Genomic DNA, 18093 nt, shown 5'->3' with positions numbered 1-18093 from the left:
AGGGCCGTACGGGCCACACCCGAGGGGCGACCGGAATGGAGCATCGCTCAGGAGGCACCCCTACCGCCACCGACACACCCGGCGGTCTCCTCGCCGGTCCGGGCGGCGTGCGTGCGCTCCTCGCGGGGTCGCTTCAGCTCCCCCTTCCGAGCAGTCCCGAGTCGTCACGGGTTCCCGCCGTGAAGGGGGTCGGTCGACGCCTGATCGATGTCCAGGTCCAGGAAGTGCGCCGAGCAGGAGATGCAGGGGTCGTGGTTGCGGATTGTCCTCTCGCAGAGGGCGGCGAGCTCGGTGTCGGACGACTCCCCACGTGCGAGGGCCGCCTGAACCGTGGCACGCAGGTCCGCCTCGATCGCGCCCTGGTTCTGTGCGGTCGGCGGGATGAGGCATGCCTGTCCGATACTTCCGGTGGGATCGAGGTCGTAGCGGTGGTAGAGCAGGCCGCGCGGCGCCTCGGTGGCGCCGTGCCCGGCACCGGCGCGAGGAGGCACCTCCAGGTGCGGGTGCGGCGGCGGCTCGTACTCGTCGATGATCCGTAGTGCCTCCTCCACCGCGTACAGCACCTCCACGGCCCTGACGAGGATGCTTCGGAAGGGATTCCGGCAGATCTCGCCACGGAGGGCGCCGGAGGCCAGTGGAGGGTCTCCCAATCCGGCCTCCCGGGCGGCCTGGAGGGCCAGCGGGGAGAGCAGGTGACCGCTCACGGCATAGCGGGCCAAGGAGCCGGTGAGGTGCCTGCGCCCGTCCAGCCGGGAGTGGAGGGCGGTGGAGTGCGGCACCTGCGTCTCGGTGACGTGGTCCTGGAACGCACGGAGGGGAAAGGTGTACGACGGCAGGGCGGCGTCGGCCGGAAGGACCGTGGGTACGCCTGACTCGATGGCGTAGGTTCCGGGCTCGGTGAGAGCGAAGAGGTCGGCGTCGCACTCGGCTTCGGGGAAGTCGAAGCCGGCCACCCAGCGCACGGTGTCCCAGGCGTCGTCCAACGCGTGCCGCAGGCGCTCCGCCAGGGGACGGAGCTCAGGTCGAGCGGGGGCGCGGTGGAATCCGCCGAGGCGGACGTTGACGGGGTGGATGGCTCGGCCTCCGAGCAGTTCCAGGATGGCGTTGCCCGTCTGCTTCAGGCGCAGCCCTCGCTCGACGTGGACTTTCTGTGTGCGTGACATGCCGATCACGTCGTCGTAGCCGAGAAAGTCGGGCGCGTGGAGCAGATGGATGTGCAGGGTCTGGCTCTCGATCCACTCGCCGCAGTACAGCAGGCGGCGCAGGGCGGCCAGTTGGCCGTCCACGACGATGCCGCAGGCGTCCTCGACGGCACGGCAGGCGCTCAGCTGGTAGGCGACCGGGCAGATGCCGCAGATACGGGAGGTGATGTCGACGGGCTCGGTGTGGGCGCGCCCGCGAAGGAAGGCCTCGAAGAACCGAGGGGGTTCGTAGATCCTCAGCCGGGACTCGGTGACAGTGCCGTCGACGATCCGCAGATGCAGGGCGGCCTCGCCTTCCACACGGGTCAGCGTGGGAATGCGGAGGACGCGTGATGCGGCGGTGGGCTCGGTCACGGCCGGTCCTCCGTTTCCGCCGCGGTGAAGGCGGTGACGTTGAAGGTGTGCAGGAATCGCTCGATGGCCTGCTCGTTCATGCCCTCGTGGCGCAGAACGGGGATGAGGGCGGGGAGGCTGGTGGTCGCGGCGGGGCCGTAGCAGCCGTAGCAGCCGCGTCCGTAGGTGGGGCAGAGGGCTCCGCATCCCGCGTGAGTGACCGGCCCCAGGCAGGGGGTGCCGTGAGCGACGAGGACGCAGACGTTGCCGCGTTGTTTGCAGGAGAAGCAGACGCTGTGGTTCGGGATTCCGGGCTCGCGGCCCGCGAGGAAGGCCGTGATGACCTCCAGGAGTTGCGCGCGGTCGATGGGGCAGCCGCGGAGCTCGAAGTCGACGGGAACATGAGCGGAGATCGGGGTGGAGGTGGCGAGGGTCTCGATGTAGTCGGGGCGGGCGTAGACCGTCTGCGCGTACTCCGTCACGTCGGCGAAGTTCCTCAGGGCCTGGATTCCTCCGGCGGTGGCGCAGGCACCGATGGTGACGAGGTACCGGGACGCGGCGCGGACGCGACGGATGCGTTCCCTGTGCTCCGGAGTGGAGATCGAGCCCTCGACCAGGGCGAGGTCGTAAGGGCCGGGCACGACGTCACTGGATGCCTCGAGGAAGTGGGCGATGTCCAGCTCGTCGGCGACAGCCAGCAGCTCGTCCTCGCAGTCGAGCAGGGTGAGCTGGCAACCGTCGCACGAGGCGAACTTGAACACGCCGAGCCGGGGGCGGGGGCGCTCGGAGGACGCAGCGGTGTCGGTCATCTCACAGTTCTCTTACGGTCAGCAGTGGTTCGGCCGTGTCGTAGCCGACGACGGGCCCGTCGCGACAGAGCAGCAGGGGCCCCAGCTGGCAGTGACCGCAGTGGCCGGTCGAACAGCGCATGTTGCGTTCCAGGGAGACCCGGACGTGATCCCGGCCCACCCCTCGATGAACCAGCTCCCGGGCGGTGGCGCGGATCATCACCTCGGGGCCGCACACGAACGCGGTGGTGGCCGCAGGGGTGAACCGCGCCTCGTCGAGCAGGGTGGTGACGACGCCGACCCGGCCGTTCCACGCACCGGTGGGTCTGTCGACCGTGACGGCGCTGAAGGGCCTGCCCCAGGAGGAAGACTCAGACTGGTACAGCAGATCGTCGGGGGTCCGTGCTCCGGCGAGGACGTCCAGACGCCCGTACTCGTGGGGTTCTGCCAGGACGGCGTGGATCAGGGGGCGCAGCGGGGCGAGTCCGATGCCTCCGGCGACGACGAGCACGTCACGTCCCCGTGCGGCGGACAGGCCCCAGCTCGTGCCGAACGGGCCACGCAGGCCGACCGACGCGCCCGCCCGGAGCGCGTACAGGGCACGCGACACGGCACCGACCGAGCGGATGGTGTGGGTGAGGCGCCCGTTCTCGCTGGTGCGGGACACGGAAACGGGGATCTCACCGACGCCGAAGGCGTACACCATGGCGTATTGGCCCGGCGCGAAGGGACTCAAAGGCTTCCCGGTCGGCTCGAGGTCGAGTGTGACGGTGTCCGCCGTCTCCCGGTGCCGGTCCACGACGCGATGGATGAGCGGCACGAGGGTCATGGCATCGGGTGTCCTGTCTGCGGTCCGTACAGGTCCAGCAGCCGGGTGCGGGTTGCGCGCAGTCTGTCCCCGATCGTCCGGGCGACGACGATGACGACCGCCAATCCGAACTCAGGGTGCCCCGCGAACGTGCGGCTGACCGCTCCGGCGTCGAACTCCCAGGCCGACACGGGGCTCCTGGTCTCGGCGCCCAGATGCCACTCGCGCGGCGGGCACAGCCAGGACCATCCCAGCAGGCCGCCGGGACCGATGGTTTCGACGACGGCTGGTCCGCGGCCCGGGATCTGGATGTCGAGGGCGACCGACCCCGTCCGGACGATCCAGAAGCGGTCGGCTGCCCCGCCCTCCTCGAAGAGCCGGACGCGGCCGGGATGGTCGACCTCGCGCGCGAGACCCATGAGCAGGTCGCGGTGTTCCACGGGAAGGTCCGTGAGCATCCCGGTCAGAGGGGCGGGGTCCGTCCGCGGGCTCATCCCGGCGCTCCCTTCTGCGTGGCCTCCCGGTGCAGGGCATGGACCTCCTCCGTGAGGTCGATGCCGGTCGGGCACCAGACGATGCAGCGCCCGCAGCCGACGCATCCCGTACTGTCGAACTGGTCGTGCCAGGTGCCGATCTTGTGTGTCAACCACTGGCGGTAGCGGCTGCGCTGGCTCGCCCTGACGGGCCCGTCGTGCAACCGGGTGAAGTCGAGGTCGTAACAGGAGTCCCAGCGGCTCCAGCGTTCGGCGTGGTCGCCGCTCAGGTCGCTGACGTCCTCGGTGGTGGTGCAGAAGCAGGTGGGGCAGACCATGGTGCAGTTGCCGCAGTTCAGGCAGCGGGCGGTGACGTCGTCCCAGCGGTCGGCTTCGAGCGTGTCGCGCATCAGCGTCCGCAGGTCGACGGGCGGCATCGCGCGGCCCATCCGCTCGGCTGCCATCCGCACGGCATCGACCGCCGCGGCGCGCGTGACGTCGTCGGCGGGCTGCCGCGGGAGCTCGGCGAGCACGGCACTCCCCTCCTCGCTCCCACTCCGGCACAGGAACCGGTGTCCGGCGTCGTCCAGCACCTCGGTGAGGGCGAGGTCGTAGCCCATGTCGACAGCCGGTCCCGAGCCCATGGAGACGCAGAAGCAGGTGGCCCCGGGTTCCGTGCACTCGACGGCGATCAGAAATGCTCCAGCGCGGCGGGAGCCGTAGGCAGGGTCCTTGAAACGGCCCCCGATCATCACCCGGTCCAGGATGCGGATGGCCCGCAGATCGCAGGGCCGCACCCCGAGGAAGGCGTAGGACACACTCTGCGGCTCCTCCTCGTGCACTGTCACCTCGCCGTCCGGATCTCGATCGGCCGTCCATCGGCGGACACGCTGCGGGTGCAGGAACGGCTTCCAGGACTGGGGCCCCGCGCTGTGCGCGAACACGGCCGTATCGACTCGCCGGCGGATCCGGTACCGCCCCGCGTCCAACTCGACGCCCCAGCCGTGAGGCAGATCGTCGCCGGATTCCAGTTCACCGAGGACGATCGCCTGATCTCGAACCGTCGGCCCGATCACCGTACGGCCACGTCGTTTGAGGACACGCACCAGCGAGTGGAGGGCCTCGCGGTGGAGTACCACCGCAGGCTGCCCGTCGAGAGCCGCTCCGGCGTTCCCGGCATCGGTCATCGTCGTTCCTCTCGATCCCTACCGCCCGCCCCGGAGGACTGGACTTCGGCATCCGTCATGGCACCACGCCACCGAGCAAGTCCCCGAGCAGCCTACTGACAACCCGTCAGGTTCGATGGATGGCTGGATCAGGTCGGTGCGTCGCGTCCCGTCCGACGGGCGAGTGGGGCCCGCCCGGACCTCTGACCCTGCGCGGCGCCTGCACTGGGCGGATCAGACAGCGCGCGGCCCGTCTCGGCAGGCCTCGGCCTGTCGCACGACATCCCGCTCGACCATCTTCGCCAGCGGCCGCACCGCCTCCGCCACCGATCGCGTCAACCCGGTGCCCAGGGACCGGTCGGCTCCCTCGACCGCGTAGACGATGAGGCGGCCGGGGCCTCGCCCCAGAACTCGGGCGAGGTCCACGGTTTCGGCAAGCCCGAGTGCGTGCGTGCTGTGACGTCCCGAGGCGCCGGTTCGCCACATGGAGGAGGCCGGTGCGGGCTGCCACCGGTGGACTCGACCGGGATGCGCTGGAGAGGGGAAGCAGGCGTCCACCACCACCGTCAGGTGTGCGCCCCGCCACAGTTCGATCAACCGGCCGGGATCCCCGTCGCACTCCCGCACCACGGTGCCCGGCGGCAGTGCGCCGGCGGCGGCGCGCTCCCTCAGCAACGCGATCACGGCGTGCCCGACACCGTCGTCCCGCCGGAACTCATTGCCGATACCGATCACCACGGTGGTGACGGACTCGGTCACCGGTCTGCCTCCCGAACTCGTAGCGTGCGAGCCGGGTCATGTGTCCCGCATGCGACGCGGCTCGTTCGGTCAGTGTGAGGGGCGACCTGCCCCGTCCGCGGATGCCACGCGCCGCAACCTCCGGCACGCCTGCCCCACCTGGTGGTCTGCTCACGTGTGTCTCCGTGAGGACGGTCGAACTGCATGACACCCTGTGAGAATCCACGTCCGAAGGCGGAACGCGCCGGGTTCGCGGGCTTGGCGTCCTCTCCGTGCCTTTCCCACCGCCCTCGGTTCAGCCTCCGCCCACCGCTGCGGCGAGGTCCGTACCCCGACGTCATCCCCCCGGGTGCTGCGCAGGGCGCCGCTTCCGGTGGAGTCGCGCAGCGTGGAGTCAACGAGCATCAGCATCCGCTTGAGAGGTGAGGGTATGGACGGCACGACCCCGGATCCGCGCGTCGTGGTGGGCGTCGACGGTTCGCCGTCTTCGCACGAGGCGCTGCGGTGGGCGGCCCGGTACGCCGAGCTGATCGGCGCGCGCGTGGATGCCGTCGCAGCGTGGGAGCTGCCAGGTATGTACGGCTGGTCCGGGCCGGTCGTCGACGCCACCTTGGACGAGGAGAACGCCCGTGAGGAGCTGGTTCAGGAGCTGGCCAACGTGTTGGGCGGTGAGGGCGCCTCGAGGGTCAGGACCCTGTTGGTCCGTGGCAATCCGGCCGAGGTGCTGCTGCGGTCGGCGGAAGGTGCAGAAGTCCTTGTGGTGGGCAGCCACGGGCGAGGCGGCTTCGCCCGAGCTCTTCTGGGATCCGTCAGCCACCAGGTCGCGCAGCACGCGGACTGTCCCGTCGTGATCGTCCGTTCGAAGGCCACCTGAGCGACCGCGCGGTCAGGGGAAGTCAGGGCTCCGGGGCAGTGGGCCGACCAGCGCGTATCACAGCGGCGACGGGTGTGCCGGGTGGCCGCGTGGTCTCGGAGCCCCGGCGCTGATCGAAAGGCCAGGCGGTCCCAGGGCCGACGCGGGCGCCGAGAGCCCCGATCCACCGCGGTGGATGACGCGCCGACGACGTTCGTCCTCCCCGGCCCCGGATCAGGTCGATTCGCGCGCCTTGGCGCGAGCCTCGGCCGTCGGCGGCCCCGGGGGCTCTTCGAGGATGCTCCAGGCGACCGGACCGAGCAGGTCGGCCACTCGCTGGAAGACGTCCAGCAGCAGGTCGTCCACCGTCAGCATGCCGACGACCCGGCGCTCGTCGAGGACCGGCAGGCGGCGCACGCCTGATCGACGGAAGGTCCGATACGCCACATGGATGTCGTCGGTGACGCTCACCGAGACGACCGCCGGCGACATCACCGCCTCGATCGGCGTCTGCGTGTCGAGTCCGCGGCCGAGCCCCCGCGTCACGAGGTCGCGGTCGGTGGCGATACCCCGCAGCGACCCGCCTTCGACCACGAGGACGGACCCCACCGCGCACTCCTCCATTCGCCGGGCGGCCTCGGCCAAAGACGTCCGGGGTGAGACGACCACCGCCGGAGCGCTCATCGCATCGGTGACTTTCATGTCGCGGATCCTCCGACCCGGCCCCGTCGTGGACCGCGGTTCGCGGATGCCCCGCGAGGACGGTCTCCTGCCTCATGAGAGGGGGACGACTCCCGGCCGGGGCCGAGATCGTCGCGGGTGTAACGGAGCGACTGACGGACGGCGACCACGCCGTCGACGGAGCGGCACAGGCGCTCGACGAGCCTGGCCGAGGACCGCGTCTCGACCCGGCCGGTCAGGGTCACCGTGCCGTCGCGGACATCGACGCCGACGGTGCCCGGCCGAAGCTCGAGTGTCCCGATCAGCACGTCATGGTGGATCTCGTCGCTGATCGCCGTGTCGCTGCGCAGGAAGGGCCTGAGCAGGTCGGCTCGGCTGACTATCCCGACGAGCCTTCCGACGTCGTCGACCACCGGAAGACGCTTCACCTTGTGGCCGTACATGGTCCGAGCGGTCTCGACCACGTTCCAGCCGGGCCGTGCCGTCACCACCGGCGCGCTCATCATCGCCTCCGCGGTCTCGGCGCCGGCGCGTGCCACCTCGTCCAGGCTGAGCCGGTGCCCCACCCGCCGTCCCTCCGGATCGGGCAGACTCGCCGCCTTGCGCAGCAGATCCGCCTCCGACACCACACCGACGGGGTGCCCGTCGTCGTCGACCACCGGCACGGCCGTGACTCCGTTGTCGCTCAGCAGTTGAGCGATCTGTTTGAAGGACGAGTGAGGACGTGCCGTGACGACACCGTGTGTCATCACTTCGCTGACGGTACGGTGCTGCATGTTCCTCACTCCTTACGCGCCCGGGGCTCGTACGGCTTGCGCGCTCCCCGGCTCCGTCCGGGTCACAGAATGTCGAGTACTTCGTCCAAGGGCCGTCGGGGTGTGGGGTGCCCTGTCGGCCCGTATCCGAGGCGAATCACCATCTGTACGTGCGCCATGGCCGAGTTCGGGTCGCGTACCGCCCACCGGAGTTCGGGCCATTCCAGTGGCTGGGAGGTCAAGGAGGCCACGAGCCCGTCCACCGTGGCCTGCAGCCAGACTCGTTCCAGGGCCTGCCCCGCCCGGAGCCAGTCCACCGGCCGGTCATAGGCGGTGCCCAGCAAGGCGATGTGGGGGTGCTTTTCGAACGGTGCCCAGCCCCGACCGGCCACCGGACGGCCGGCGGTGAGGTCACGAACGGGCGAGGTCGCTCCCCACTGGCCGGGACCGAGCGCTTCGGCGGGAATCCCGTCAGGAGCCGGGCCCTCGCCACCGGAGGGCTCCGTTCTCACCCACTGCACGGTCTCGTCACGCACACCGGGGTCCCACGCCTCTTGGCATTCGGCGTCGTGGACCAGATCCAGTACCGACTGCACATGCCAGGCGTGGGGGAACACCAACCGCGCTCCCTCGAGGTCAGCCGCCACGCACAGTCCGTCCCTCAACACGACAGGTATGTCGTCCTCCAGGAACGGGCACCGGCTGGTGTGGCGGCGGCGGATCGCCGGCCCGAACACGGCGAGAGGGTCGTCGGACGCCGCCCTGCCCGTGAGGTCCACCTCGGCCAGGAGGGTCGGGTCGGAATCATCGGGCAAGAGCCGGACGACGGGTTCCCGGCCCGACGCCACGGCAGCCACGCGGAGGTTGAACAGAGCCGCACCACAGCTCAGATGCAGGCCGCGATCATGCGGATCCGTCTCGGGCAAGGCGCGTTCCAGGTCGGCGTGCAGTCGCAGATTGCCGCTGTCACGATGGAATCGGAACGTCCAGGGCTGCGCGTTGTGGAGGGACGGCGCGGCCGCGGCATCCTCGATCAGAGCCGTGACGGCGGGCGTGTCCAAGAGAGGTGCGATCACCGGAGGCTCCCTTCGGCATCCGGTGGCGGTGTCCGTGTGCCGCCGCCGGCGGCGCCGGTCGTACGTCGTGTCGGCCGCCTCGACGGCGGCTGAGTCCAGGCTGTGGCGCGCGGCGTGCTCGCGGTAGGGCCGGCCGGGCACGTTCGGGACGAATCGGCCCCCTTCTTCCGCCGAGGCGCGGCACTGTGCCCTTGCCGTGGTCCGCGCCTGGTACCCCGGTGAGCAGCTCGGCCACCATCGGTCCAGTGCCCGGTGACGGACGTCCCGGAGTTACAGTGAGTAGTCGTGGGGGTGGGAGGTGAACCGCCATGTATCACTGGAACCATCGGGGCATGGACGGATGGCCCTGGCTTGTCGCGTCGCCGGGAGCGATCCTGTTCTGGGTGGTGCTCGTCCTGGTGGTCGTTCTCCTGGTGCGCGCGAGCAGGCGCGGCTCCCCGGGCCCACGCGACGCCGCATGGGCGAGTGGGCCGGAGCAGGTGCTCGCCGAGCGATTCGCCCGTGGGGAGATCGACGAGGAGGAGTACCGACGCCGTCTGGAGGTTCTGCGCGAGGTCCGTTCGGATTCCGCGAAGCGCGGGCCGTAGCGCCAGGTGGACCAAGGCGACCGGCCGTAGCGCCGGGACACGCCGGGATGCTCCGGTGCGGACCTGTGGTGGAGCCGTCCCGACGGCATACGAGAAGGGATGCCGGGTGATGGGGCACCGCAGCGTGGGCGATCTGATGACCCCGACCGCCGTGAGCGTACGACCGGGCACCGCTTTCAAGGAGATCGCACGCGTCCTGGACGAGTACGACATCACCGCCGTCCCTGTGGTCGACGGCGATGAGCGGCCCCTTGGCGTGGTGTCCGAGGCCGATCTGCTGCGCAGGCAGACCTCGCGCGGCGTCGGCAGCACCGCCGGGGAACTGATGACCAGCCCCGCCGTGGTCGCGGAGCCGGAGTGGAGTGTCGTCCGAGCCGCACGGACGATGGAGAAGTGGAAGGTCAAGCGCCTCCCCGTGGTCGACGGTGACGGCCGCTTGATCGGCGTGGTCAGCCGCGGCGACCTACTGCGGCTGTTCCTCCGCTCGGACCACGCGATCCAGGAGGAGATTCTGGAGGACGTGGTCGTCGTGGCGCTCGGCCTGCCGCCCTCGTCGCTGACCGTCGAGGTCACCGACGGCAGGGTCACGCTGAGCGGCAGGGTGGAGCCCGCAAGCCTGCTCCCCGCCGTCGTGCTGCTGTGTGAGGGGGTCGACGGCGTGGTGGAGGTCGTCGACCGGCTCACCCGCGACCGGGACGATGCCGTGGACGAGGTTGGGGCGCCCCGCCGTGAGCGGTCATGAGCGAGTGCGGTGTTCCCGGCATGCCGTCGCGGGCGCTCTTCCGCGACTCCCGTTCAGGGCCGATCGGCGCCCTCGGCACCCCGGACAGCCCATGCGCCGCCTCCCTGTCCGCTGGATGCTCGTAGCGTCGACAGGCTCGGGAGGAGCCGATATGACGGACGGTGTACTCGCCCAGCGTCCGGTTCACGCTTTGCTCACGGACGGCAGCACCATGTGCATCCGCCCCATAGCACCTGGTGATCAGGAGAAGGTGCGGAAGTTCTACGAGGACATGTCCCCGGAAAGCCTCCGGCTGAGGTTCTTCGTGGCGAGCCCGCGCTCCGCGGCGATGGCGGCGGACCGGGCGTGCGACCCGAAGCGGCCCGGGCACCGGGCGCTGCTTGCCTGGCGGCACCGGGCGGAGTGACCGCGCTCGACGCACGGGTACACCTCGTGCCGAGCAGGCCTCACGACCCGTATCTGCGCCGACTTCGCTGAAGGGAGCACGGACATGAAGCACGACGAGGTCGGCTCCGTGATGACCACGGAGGTCGTCCGAGCCCGGTACGCCACTCCCCTCAAGGAGGTCGCACGGCTGCTCGCGGACCACCGGATCAGCGGCCTGCCGGTCGTCGACACGGACGGGAAGGTCATCGGCGTCGTCTCCGCGACGGACTTGGTGACCCGGCAGTCGGAAGCACTCGCGACGGTCGAGTCGACAAGAGACCGCGGGTCGGCCGAGCCGATGCCCCGAGGTCGTGCACGGACCACTCAGCCGGCGGCTTTCACCGCCGGGCGCCTGATGACCGTACCGCCCGTCACCGTGCACGCCGACGCGACCATCGCCCAGGCCGCCCGCACGATGGCCGAACGGCACGTGGAGCGGCTCCCGGTGCTGGACGAGGAGGACCGCCTCGTCGGCATCGTCACTCGACGGGACCTGCTCCAGGTGTTCCTGCGGCCCGACGCGGAGATTCGCGGTCAGGTGATGGAGGACGTGCTGGTCCGCGTACTGCGGCTGGCGCCCACGGCCGTCGACGTCTTCGTCGTGGAAGGAGTCGTCACCCTCGCCGGCCGCCTGGAGCGGAAGAGCGAGGCGGAGATCGCCGTCTCGATGAGCAAGCAGATCGATGGCGTGGTCGCGGTGATCGACCAACTCGACTACCGCTACGACGACTCCCGCACGCTACCGAACGAGCGGTCACCGCGCGGCGTCGCCGGCGGCCGGCCGCACTACCACGCAACCCCCTGAAAGGACGTGACGGTCATGGGCGCACAGCCCGCATAGGACGCGGTGAAGGGCCACCCGGCGGGCGACCTCGGACGCCGGATCGCCCGACGGCGTCAGGAACTCGGCTTGTCCCGCGAGCAGACCGCGGATCGGGCGGGCATGGCTTCCAGCTACGTGCAGTACCTGGAGGAACAGGCCCCGGCCACGCCCAGCGCGGCCTCGCTTCTCAGACTGGCCGGAGCACTGGAGACCACCGTCCGGGAACTTGCCGGTGGCGACGTCGACCTGCCGCCGGGGCTCGGGCAAGGCGGACACCACCCGAAGTTCACCGATCTGACGCCCCGGGAATGCCGGGACCTGCTGTCCACGCACGGTGTGGGAAGGCTTGCGGTCTCCATCGGCTTCGGACCGGTGATCGTCCCGGTGAACTACAGCCTTGTCGAAGGAGCGGTCGCTTTCCGGACGAAGCCCGACGCGACTCCGGCGCGGGCTGTGGGCTCGCAGGTGGCCCTGGAGGTGGATCACATCGACACGGCCTTGAGTCAGGGCTGGAGCGTCCTGGTCCGCGGCAACGCCCGCGCCGTGACGGACCCTGCCGCCGTACGGCGACTGGAGGAGCACGCGTACAGCGCACCGTGGGTGGGCGGGTCGCGTGACCTGTGGATCCGGATCGTTCCGCTCAGCGTCACGGGGCGCCGGATCACCATGTGAGGCGACCGGACGGAACCGTGCCGAATCATCCCCGGGAGCGGGGGCTCGTGAACGGACAGGGGCCGAACGTACTCGACGAGAGCCGATCCGCCTCTGCGGCAGCCGGGTCGCGGGTGCGACCGTGGGCATGGAGCCCGCCGAGCCACACACTCCTCGGCCCGACAACAGGCGGTGGGAAAGTTGACGGAGTTGCCCATGGTCGTGGGTGTCGACGGATCGGAGTCGAGCCTCGCGGCGGTCGACTGGTCGGCGGATGAAGCCGCTCGGCATGGCCTTCCGCTCCGGCTCGTGTACGCCTCCCTGTGGGCGCGCTACGAAGGCGTCACCCCGTCGAACAGCCCCGATCGTCCATCCGAGCAGGTGATGGCGGAGAACATCGTCGCGGTGGCGACGGAACGCGCGCGACGACGCCGACCAGAGGTGGACGTGTCCGGTGACGTGGTGCCCGAGGACGCGGTCTCGGCGTTGCTGCGCGAAGGCAACAACGCCTCTGTCCTGGTGACCGGATCCCGGGGCCGCGGGGAGCTGAAGGGGTTGCTCCTCGGCTCGGTCGGTCTGGCCGTCGCCGCGCGGGCGTACGGGCCGGTGATCGTCGTCCGCGGTGACAGGTCCGCCATCACCGGAGAACACGGGCGCGTCCTGCTGGGTGCCGGGGACCCCGGCACGACCGACGAGGCGGTGCGGTTCGCGTTCCGGGAGGCCGAAGCCCGAGGGTGCGTCCTGGACGTCGTACGTGCCTGGCTCCGCCCCGCCCGCACGACCGCCGGCCGGCCGACCGGCGAGTCGTCCCGCGAGGACGAGAAACAGGCCGCCGACCTGCTCGACACCCTGCTGCGTGAAGCGACGGCGGCGCACCCGGACGTACGGGTGCGCCGTAGCACGGTCGAGGGGCCGGCCCGCAGCGTGCTGCTCAGACGCTCCGCCGCCGCAGACCTCGCCGTCATCGGAGCACGCCGTCGACAAGGCCACCTCGGCCTGCAACTCGGCCGTGTGGGACACAGGCTGCTGCACCACGCGGACTGCCCTGTCGCCCTGGTGCCGCAGAGGATGTGACCACGGGTCCCGACCTCCCTCGCAGCAGCGGAAGACGCGATCGGCACACGAGCGCCGACACCGTCGTGCACGACCCGGGGGACTGCCCACGGGAGGACTCGACGTGACTGGATGGACCTGGACGTACACAGGCTACGACGCCACGGACGAACGGCTGCGTGAGGCTCTGTGCACACTGGGGAACGGCTATTTCGCCACTCGCGGTGCCCTTCCCGAATGCGACGCCGGCGACGTGCACTACCCAGGCACGTACGCGGCAGGTTGCTACAACCGGCTCACCTCCAAGGTGGCGGGACGCCTCGTCGAGAACGAGGACATGGTCAACCTCCCGAACTGGCTGCCGCTGCGCTTCCGCCTCGCCGGGGAGCAGTGGCTCACTCCGGACACGGGCACCGTGCTCGGCCATCACCAGGTCCTGGACCTTGCCTCGGGCATTCTCGAACGCCGCACCCGGTACGGCCTCGGCGACGACCTCGTTCTGTCGGTGCGCCAGCAGCGCCTGGTGCACATGGCCGACCCCCATCTCGCCGCACTGCACACCGAGTTCTCCGTGGCGGGTGACGCCGTGGACCTTCAGGTGGAGGCAGCGCTGGACGGCGGCGTCAGCAACGCCGGCGTGGCGCGCTACCGGGACCTTGACGGCCGCCACCTCACCCACGTGCACGGCGGCACCGACGCGCCGGACACGGTGTGGCTGCGCTGCCGTACGCGTACCTCGGACATCCGGATCGGCCTGGCGGCCCGGCTGACCGCTGACGTGCCGATCCGCACTGGGCACCCGTTCCCGCGCGCCGTCCAGAGCCTGCGTCTCCATCTGGAGCCCGGCCGCACCGCCACCGTCGACAAGACGATCGCCCTGCACACCTCCCGGGACCCCGCGATCAGCGATCCTCTGCGGGCCGCGATCGACCGCGTCCGCGACGCCCCCGGCTTCGACGCCCTGCTGACGAGTCACCGCACGGCCTGGCAGCTGCTGTGGCGGCGAGCCGATCTCGACATCCCCGGCGAAGCGGGCCGGACATTGAGGCTGCACCTCTTCCACGTCCTGCAGACCCTCTCGCCGCACACCGCGGACCTCGACGTGGGCGTACCCGCCCGGGGGCTGCACGGCGAGGCCTACCGCGGGCACGTCTTCTGGGACGAACTGTTCGTCCTGCCCTACCTCGACCTGCACTTCCCCGAGGTGTCCCGCGCTCTGCTGCGCTACCGCCACCGGCGGCTGGACCGGGCGCGGGCGTCGGCACGGGCGATCGGACGGCGGGGAGCGCTGTATCCATGGCAGAGCGGCAGCGACGGACGGGAGGAGACCCAGGAACTCCACCTCAACCCGCGCTCAGGACGCTGGGTGCCCGACCACACCCGGCTGCAGTGGCACGTCGGCTCCGCGGTGGCCTACAACGTGTGGCAGTACTGCGAGGCGAGCGGCGACACCGAGTTCCTCCACACCGTGGGCGCCGAGATGATGCTGCAGATCGCCCGTTTCTGGGCGGACTCCGCGACGTACGACGAGAGCGTCGGGCGGCACCGCATCCGCGGCGTCGTGGGGCCCGACGAATACCACGACGCCTACCCCGGCGCGTCCGATCCGGGCATCGACGACAACGCGTACACCAACGTCACCGCGGCTTGGGTGCTCACCCGCACCCTGCAGCTACTCCGTTCCCTGCCCGAACCCCGCCGACGGGAACTCTCCGAGCGCACGGGCCTGGACCACGGTGAGCTCGCCCGGTGGGAGGACGTGTCCCGCACACTCCACGTGCCGTTCCACAACGACGTCATCAGCCAGTTCGGCGGCTACGGCGACCTCGAGGAACTCGACTGGGACGGCTACCGGAAGCGGTACGGCGACATCCGCCGTCTGGACCGGATCCTGGAGTCCGAGGGCGACAGCGTCAACCGCTATCAGGCATCCAAGCAGGCCGACGTGCTGATGCTGGGCTTCCTCTTCTCACCCTCCGAGCTCCAGGACCTGTTCAGCCGTCTGGGCCATCGGATCGGGGAGGACACGTGGCAGCGCACCGTCGACTACTACCTGGCCCGCACAAGTCATGGGTCCACCCTCAGTGGACTCGTCCACGGCTGGGTCCTGGCGCGGGCGCGACGCGCCGAGGCGTGGGCATACTGCCAGGAGGCCCTGCGCGGCGACGTCGCCGACGTACAGGGCGGCACCACCGGGGAGGGCATCCACCTCGGTGCCATGGCGGGCACCCTCGACCTCGTCCAGCGCTGCCTCACCGGGCTGGAGACCCGCCGTGGAGCACTGTGGCTCGACCCCGTGCCGCTCCCCGAGTTGTCGTCGTACGAGTTCGCCCTCCGTTACCGGGGGCACTGGGGAGTACGGCTGCACCTGAAGCAGGGAGGGTTGGAGATCACCGTGCCCTCTTCCGACCACTCCCCCATCGACGTCCGGCTCCCGGATCGCGCGCTCTGCGTCGAGCCTGGGGAGACGGTCCGGCTGGTCTTCCCCTGGCAGGGTCGGCCGGGCTGCGTCTGACACGCTCTCCGACCCGCTCGAAGAGGTCTCGCCCCAGGCAGGCCATGACCTCGCACTCGTCGTGCCCCTCGCACCATTCGTGCCGATCGGCCCTTGTCCATGGGTTGTGCACGTGATGCGCTGGTAGGCGATGAGCCTGGTACGTGCGGGTGTGGAATTCCGCGCCCAAGCAGAGCGAGTCGAGGAGGAGAGCATGTGCAGCAGCCCGCACCGGGTGGGCGACGTGATGACGCGCGCCGTCGTAGCGGTGGGCCGCAGGACTCTTTTCAAGGACATCGTGCAGCGCATGGCGCAGTGGCACGTCAGCGCCCTTCCGGTGCTGGAGGGCGACGGCCGGGTGATCGGCGTGGTCTCGGAGGCCGATCTGCTGCCCAAGGAGGAGTTTCGGGACAGCGACCCGGACCGCTTCACCCAGCTGCGCCGATTGCCCGACCTCGCCAAGGCCGGCGCGGTCTGCGCCGAGGAGGTGATGAGCGCGCCGGCCGTCACCGTCCACGCGGATGCCGCGCTCGCCGAGGCGGCACGCATCATGGCGCTGCGCCATGTCAAACGGCTTCCGGTGGTGACCGCGGAGGGGGTCCTCGAAGGCGTGGTCAGCCGTGGCGATCTGCTGAAGGTGTTCCTGCGTCCGGACAACGACATCGCCGACGAGATCCGTCGTGAGATCGTCGATGTCCTGTTCGTGGCACCCGAGGTGCCGGTGCACATCATGGTCACGGACGGCGTCGCGACCATCACCGGACGCGTCGGGGACTCCGCCCGAATTCCGTTGGCCGCCCGCCTGATCCGTGGCGTGGAGGGCGTCGTGGCCGTGGACTGCCGTCTCGCCGCGACCGACTCGAGCTGACATGCATGCGAGATCGGTGGCCCCGCTTCGAGTAACGCGATCACACCGGCCGCCGGCGCCGGTGCGGCTTCGGGGACACACACCTCCACGTTCAGAGGAAATCCAGAGCTGTCGCCGACTGGTGGAGACGGCGTCCCGGGACTACACCATTCATGTCATGCGCAATTCAAAATCCGGTCCACGCCGGATCTCCACCCCCGAGGAGTGACCCCCATGGACTTCTCCCCCGCGTCGGCTTTACGCGCGATACGCCCCGTCGTCATCGCGGTGTTCCGCGTCGTGACCGGCTTCCTCTTCGCCTGCCACGGAGCGGCGTCCCTGTTCGGAGTCCTGGGCGGCGCCCACGGCGGCGGCACGGTCTCCCCGCTGCAATGGCCCGGCTGGTGGGCGGCGGTCATCGAGCTCATAGGCGGAACCCTGGTGGCTCTGGGACTGTTCACCAGCACGGCGGCCGTCATCTGCTCCGGATCCATGGCCTATGCCTACTTCAGCGTCCATCAGCCGAACGCGCTGTTCCCGATCGACAACGGGGGTGAGCCGGCCGCCATGTTCTGCTGGGCGTTCCTGCTGATCGCCTGCCTCGGTCCCGGCGCCTACGCACTGAGGACACCGCTGCGGACCGACTCGGCGGCTGCCACCTCGGACGACGAGGCGGCAGCCGCCACCTCGTAGGCCCCGGGCCACGGTCACGCCACACCGGAGCCCCTCGCGCGATGCGAGGGACTCCGGTGCATGGGCCACCCGCGGGTCACGGACTGCGGCGCTTGCCGGATCACCGCTCCCGGATCGACCGCGTCGGCGTCATCGGGTGGGCGCACGTCGACAGGACGCCCACTACGACCCGCACGGCCACGGACGCTCCGACTCGGGATCCAGCATGCGGAGTGCCAGCAGCAGACCCTGGCGCACCGCCGTGGTACTCCCCCAGGCAAGATCCTGCAATCGATGCATGCCGCAGCGGCCGAGCTCATGGGCGGCCCGCGTGTCACCCGCACCGACATGTTCGAAGCCGATATCGGCCGCCTCAAGGCGGGCGATTCTCAACGCTCCACGGGTCGTTCGGTGCGGCCGGGCCTCGCCGATACAGTCCCACCGAAGCGCATCACCCGCCGAGGAAACTCAACCGCACCCGCCGCTCGGCATTATCGACGTTCGTGTCCACCAGGCACACCGACTGCCAGGTTCCCAGTTCGAGTCGGCCGCCCACGACCGGGAGCGTCGCGTGCGGCGGGACGAGGGCCGGGAGCACATGGTCGCGGCCGTGGCCGGGGCTGCCGTGGCGGTGCTGCCAGCGGTCGTCCGCGGGCAGCAGGGTGTGCAGTGCGGCGAGGAGGTCGTCGTCGCTGCCGGCGCCCGTCTCGATGACGGCGACACCGGCCGTGGCGTGCGGCACGAAGACGTTCAGGAGGCCGTCGCGTCCTCGCGCGACCTCCCGGAGGAAGGTCTCGCACTCGTGGGTGAGGTCGACGACCGCTTCCGAGGTGCCGGAGGCGACGTTCAGGACACGTGTGCTGAATGCATCGGACATCCCTCCATCCTGGCGCCTTTCACGGAGCGCTCGGCACAGGGCACCGCT

19 protein-coding genes and 1 pseudogene are annotated in these 18093 nt (G+C 70.4%); 10 read left to right on the top strand and 10 right to left on the bottom strand.

Translation table 11 applies throughout. The annotated features are described in order from the left end of the window. Nucleotides 1–164: 164 nt before the first annotated feature. The 6 genes from AB0C59_RS02435 to AB0C59_RS02410 form a co-directional block, all read right to left on the bottom strand. A complete protein-coding gene (locus AB0C59_RS02435) occupies nucleotides 165–1556 on the bottom strand; it encodes a nickel-dependent hydrogenase large subunit (RefSeq protein WP_363000271.1) in 1392 nt (463 codons plus the stop codon). Then, nucleotides 1553–2344 (bottom strand): oxidoreductase, encoded by a 792-nt coding sequence (locus AB0C59_RS02430; RefSeq protein WP_363000270.1) that lies wholly within the window; start codon nucleotides 2342–2344, stop codon nucleotides 1553–1555. The genes AB0C59_RS02435 and AB0C59_RS02430 overlap by 4 nt, the downstream gene beginning before the upstream one ends. Before the next feature lies 1 nt (nucleotide 2345). Then, nucleotides 2346–3152, bottom strand: coding sequence for an FAD/NAD(P)-binding protein (locus AB0C59_RS02425; protein ID WP_363000269.1), 807 nt, complete (start codon nucleotides 3150–3152; stop codon nucleotides 2346–2348). Continuing rightward, nucleotides 3149–3625, bottom strand: a complete 477-nt coding sequence (locus tag AB0C59_RS02420) for a cyclic nucleotide-binding domain-containing protein (protein ID WP_363000268.1) — start codon at nucleotides 3623–3625, stop codon at nucleotides 3149–3151. Before AB0C59_RS02420 ends, AB0C59_RS02425 begins: the two co-directional genes overlap by 4 nt. After that, on the bottom strand, nucleotides 3622–4791 hold the full coding sequence (locus AB0C59_RS02415; RefSeq protein ID WP_363000267.1) for a 4Fe-4S dicluster domain-containing protein: 1170 nt from the start codon (nucleotides 4789–4791) through the stop codon (nucleotides 3622–3624). The genes AB0C59_RS02420 and AB0C59_RS02415 overlap by 4 nt, the downstream gene beginning before the upstream one ends. A 213-nt stretch (nucleotides 4792–5004) precedes the next feature. Further along, on the bottom strand, nucleotides 5005–5529 hold the full coding sequence (locus AB0C59_RS02410) for a hydrogenase maturation protease (RefSeq protein WP_363000266.1): 525 nt from the start codon (nucleotides 5527–5529) through the stop codon (nucleotides 5005–5007). A 409-nt stretch (nucleotides 5530–5938) separates the two neighbouring features. Between AB0C59_RS02410 and AB0C59_RS02405 the strand changes: the two genes are divergently transcribed. Further along, nucleotides 5939–6382: a universal stress protein gene (locus AB0C59_RS02405; protein WP_363000265.1), complete on the top strand. Its 444-nt coding sequence runs from the start codon at nucleotides 5939–5941 to the stop codon at nucleotides 6380–6382. Nucleotides 6383–6595: 213 nt separating this feature from the next. On the opposite strand, the gene AB0C59_RS02400 is transcribed toward AB0C59_RS02405, so the two are convergent. The 3 genes from AB0C59_RS02400 to AB0C59_RS02390 form a co-directional block, all read right to left on the bottom strand. Continuing rightward, nucleotides 6596–7063: a CBS domain-containing protein gene (locus tag AB0C59_RS02400; RefSeq protein WP_363000264.1), complete on the bottom strand. Its 468-nt coding sequence runs from the start codon at nucleotides 7061–7063 to the stop codon at nucleotides 6596–6598. Next, nucleotides 7060–7818, bottom strand: coding sequence for a CBS domain-containing protein (locus AB0C59_RS02395; protein WP_363000263.1), 759 nt, complete (start codon nucleotides 7816–7818; stop codon nucleotides 7060–7062). Before AB0C59_RS02395 ends, AB0C59_RS02400 begins: the two co-directional genes overlap by 4 nt. Nucleotides 7819–7880: 62 nt before the next feature. Further along, nucleotides 7881–8858, bottom strand: coding sequence for a nitroreductase (locus AB0C59_RS02390; protein WP_363000262.1), 978 nt, complete (start codon nucleotides 8856–8858; stop codon nucleotides 7881–7883). A 347-nt stretch (nucleotides 8859–9205) separates the two neighbouring features. On the opposite strand from AB0C59_RS02390, the gene AB0C59_RS02385 reads away from it, so the two are divergent. From AB0C59_RS02385 to AB0C59_RS02345, 9 genes and pseudogenes are all read left to right on the top strand, one after another. Further along, nucleotides 9206–9460 carry an SHOCT domain-containing protein gene (locus AB0C59_RS02385; protein ID WP_363000261.1) on the top strand — a complete coding sequence of 85 codons (255 nt, stop codon included), beginning with the start codon at nucleotides 9206–9208 and terminating at the stop codon, nucleotides 9458–9460. Nucleotides 9461–9569: 109 nt separating this feature from the next. Continuing rightward, nucleotides 9570–10202 (top strand): CBS domain-containing protein, encoded by a 633-nt coding sequence (locus AB0C59_RS02380; protein ID WP_363000260.1) that lies wholly within the window; start codon nucleotides 9570–9572, stop codon nucleotides 10200–10202. A 151-nt stretch (nucleotides 10203–10353) separates the two neighbouring features. Beyond that, nucleotides 10354–10587 (top strand): annotated as a pseudogene (locus AB0C59_RS02375) (hypothetical protein); the annotation flags it as partial. A 105-nt stretch (nucleotides 10588–10692) separates the two neighbouring features. Continuing rightward, complete coding sequence (locus AB0C59_RS02370) at nucleotides 10693–11433, top strand: CBS domain-containing protein (protein WP_363000259.1); 741 nt, start codon at nucleotides 10693–10695, stop codon at nucleotides 11431–11433. Nucleotides 11434–11475: 42 nt separating this feature from the next. Continuing rightward, nucleotides 11476–12123 (top strand): pyridoxamine 5'-phosphate oxidase family protein, encoded by a 648-nt coding sequence (locus AB0C59_RS02365; protein WP_363000258.1) that lies wholly within the window; start codon nucleotides 11476–11478, stop codon nucleotides 12121–12123. Between the two features lie 171 nt (nucleotides 12124–12294). Next, on the top strand, nucleotides 12295–13176 hold the full coding sequence (locus AB0C59_RS02360) for a universal stress protein (RefSeq protein ID WP_363000257.1): 882 nt from the start codon (nucleotides 12295–12297) through the stop codon (nucleotides 13174–13176). A gap of 103 nt (nucleotides 13177–13279) precedes the next feature. Next, entirely contained in the window at nucleotides 13280–15670 is a 2391-nt protein-coding gene (locus AB0C59_RS02355) for a glycosyl hydrolase family 65 protein (RefSeq protein ID WP_363000256.1), read from the top strand. 193 nt (nucleotides 15671–15863) lie between these two features. Then, nucleotides 15864–16517, top strand: coding sequence for a CBS domain-containing protein (locus AB0C59_RS02350; RefSeq protein WP_363000255.1), 654 nt, complete (start codon nucleotides 15864–15866; stop codon nucleotides 16515–16517). Between the two features lie 213 nt (nucleotides 16518–16730). Further along, complete coding sequence (locus AB0C59_RS02345) at nucleotides 16731–17189, top strand: DoxX family protein (RefSeq protein ID WP_363000254.1); 459 nt, start codon at nucleotides 16731–16733, stop codon at nucleotides 17187–17189. 430 nt (nucleotides 17190–17619) lie between these two features. On the opposite strand, the gene AB0C59_RS02340 is transcribed toward AB0C59_RS02345, so the two are convergent. Then, entirely contained in the window at nucleotides 17620–18045 is a 426-nt protein-coding gene (locus AB0C59_RS02340; protein ID WP_363000253.1) for a secondary thiamine-phosphate synthase enzyme YjbQ, read from the bottom strand. Nucleotides 18046–18093: the final 48 nt, after the last annotated feature.

The sequence above is a fragment of the Streptomyces sp. NPDC048664 genome, from assembly GCF_040650555.1.
Lineage (GTDB): Bacteria > Actinomycetota > Actinomycetes > Streptomycetales > Streptomycetaceae > Streptomyces.
This window is presented reverse-complemented; position numbering and strand designations above follow the sequence as displayed.

Excerpts from the sequence above, each read along its gene's own strand:
- AB0C59_RS02340 (WP_363000253.1), bottom strand. The coding sequence starts at position 18,045 with ATGTCCGATGCATTCAGCACACGTGTCCTGAACGTCGCCTCCGGCACC.
- AB0C59_RS02425 (WP_363000269.1), bottom strand. The coding sequence starts at position 3,152 with ATGACCCTCGTGCCGCTCATCCATCGCGTCGTGGACCGGCACCGGGAG.
- AB0C59_RS02405 (WP_363000265.1), top strand. The coding sequence starts at position 5,939 with ATGGACGGCACGACCCCGGATCCGCGCGTCGTGGTGGGCGTCGACGGT.
- AB0C59_RS02400 (WP_363000264.1), bottom strand. The coding sequence starts at position 7,063 with ATGAAAGTCACCGATGCGATGAGCGCTCCGGCGGTGGTCGTCTCACCC.
- AB0C59_RS02345 (WP_363000254.1), top strand. The coding sequence starts at position 16,731 with ATGGACTTCTCCCCCGCGTCGGCTTTACGCGCGATACGCCCCGTCGTC.
- AB0C59_RS02430 (WP_363000270.1), bottom strand. The coding sequence starts at position 2,344 with ATGACCGACACCGCTGCGTCCTCCGAGCGCCCCCGCCCCCGGCTCGGC.
- AB0C59_RS02380 (WP_363000260.1), top strand. The coding sequence starts at position 9,570 with ATGGGGCACCGCAGCGTGGGCGATCTGATGACCCCGACCGCCGTGAGC.
- AB0C59_RS02350 (WP_363000255.1), top strand. The coding sequence starts at position 15,864 with ATGTGCAGCAGCCCGCACCGGGTGGGCGACGTGATGACGCGCGCCGTC.
- AB0C59_RS02420 (WP_363000268.1), bottom strand. The coding sequence starts at position 3,625 with ATGAGCCCGCGGACGGACCCCGCCCCTCTGACCGGGATGCTCACGGAC.
- AB0C59_RS02385 (WP_363000261.1), top strand. The coding sequence starts at position 9,206 with ATGGACGGATGGCCCTGGCTTGTCGCGTCGCCGGGAGCGATCCTGTTC.
- AB0C59_RS02370 (WP_363000259.1), top strand. The coding sequence starts at position 10,693 with ATGAAGCACGACGAGGTCGGCTCCGTGATGACCACGGAGGTCGTCCGA.
- AB0C59_RS02415 (WP_363000267.1), bottom strand. The coding sequence starts at position 4,791 with ATGACCGATGCCGGGAACGCCGGAGCGGCTCTCGACGGGCAGCCTGCG.
- AB0C59_RS02395 (WP_363000263.1), bottom strand. The coding sequence starts at position 7,818 with ATGCAGCACCGTACCGTCAGCGAAGTGATGACACACGGTGTCGTCACG.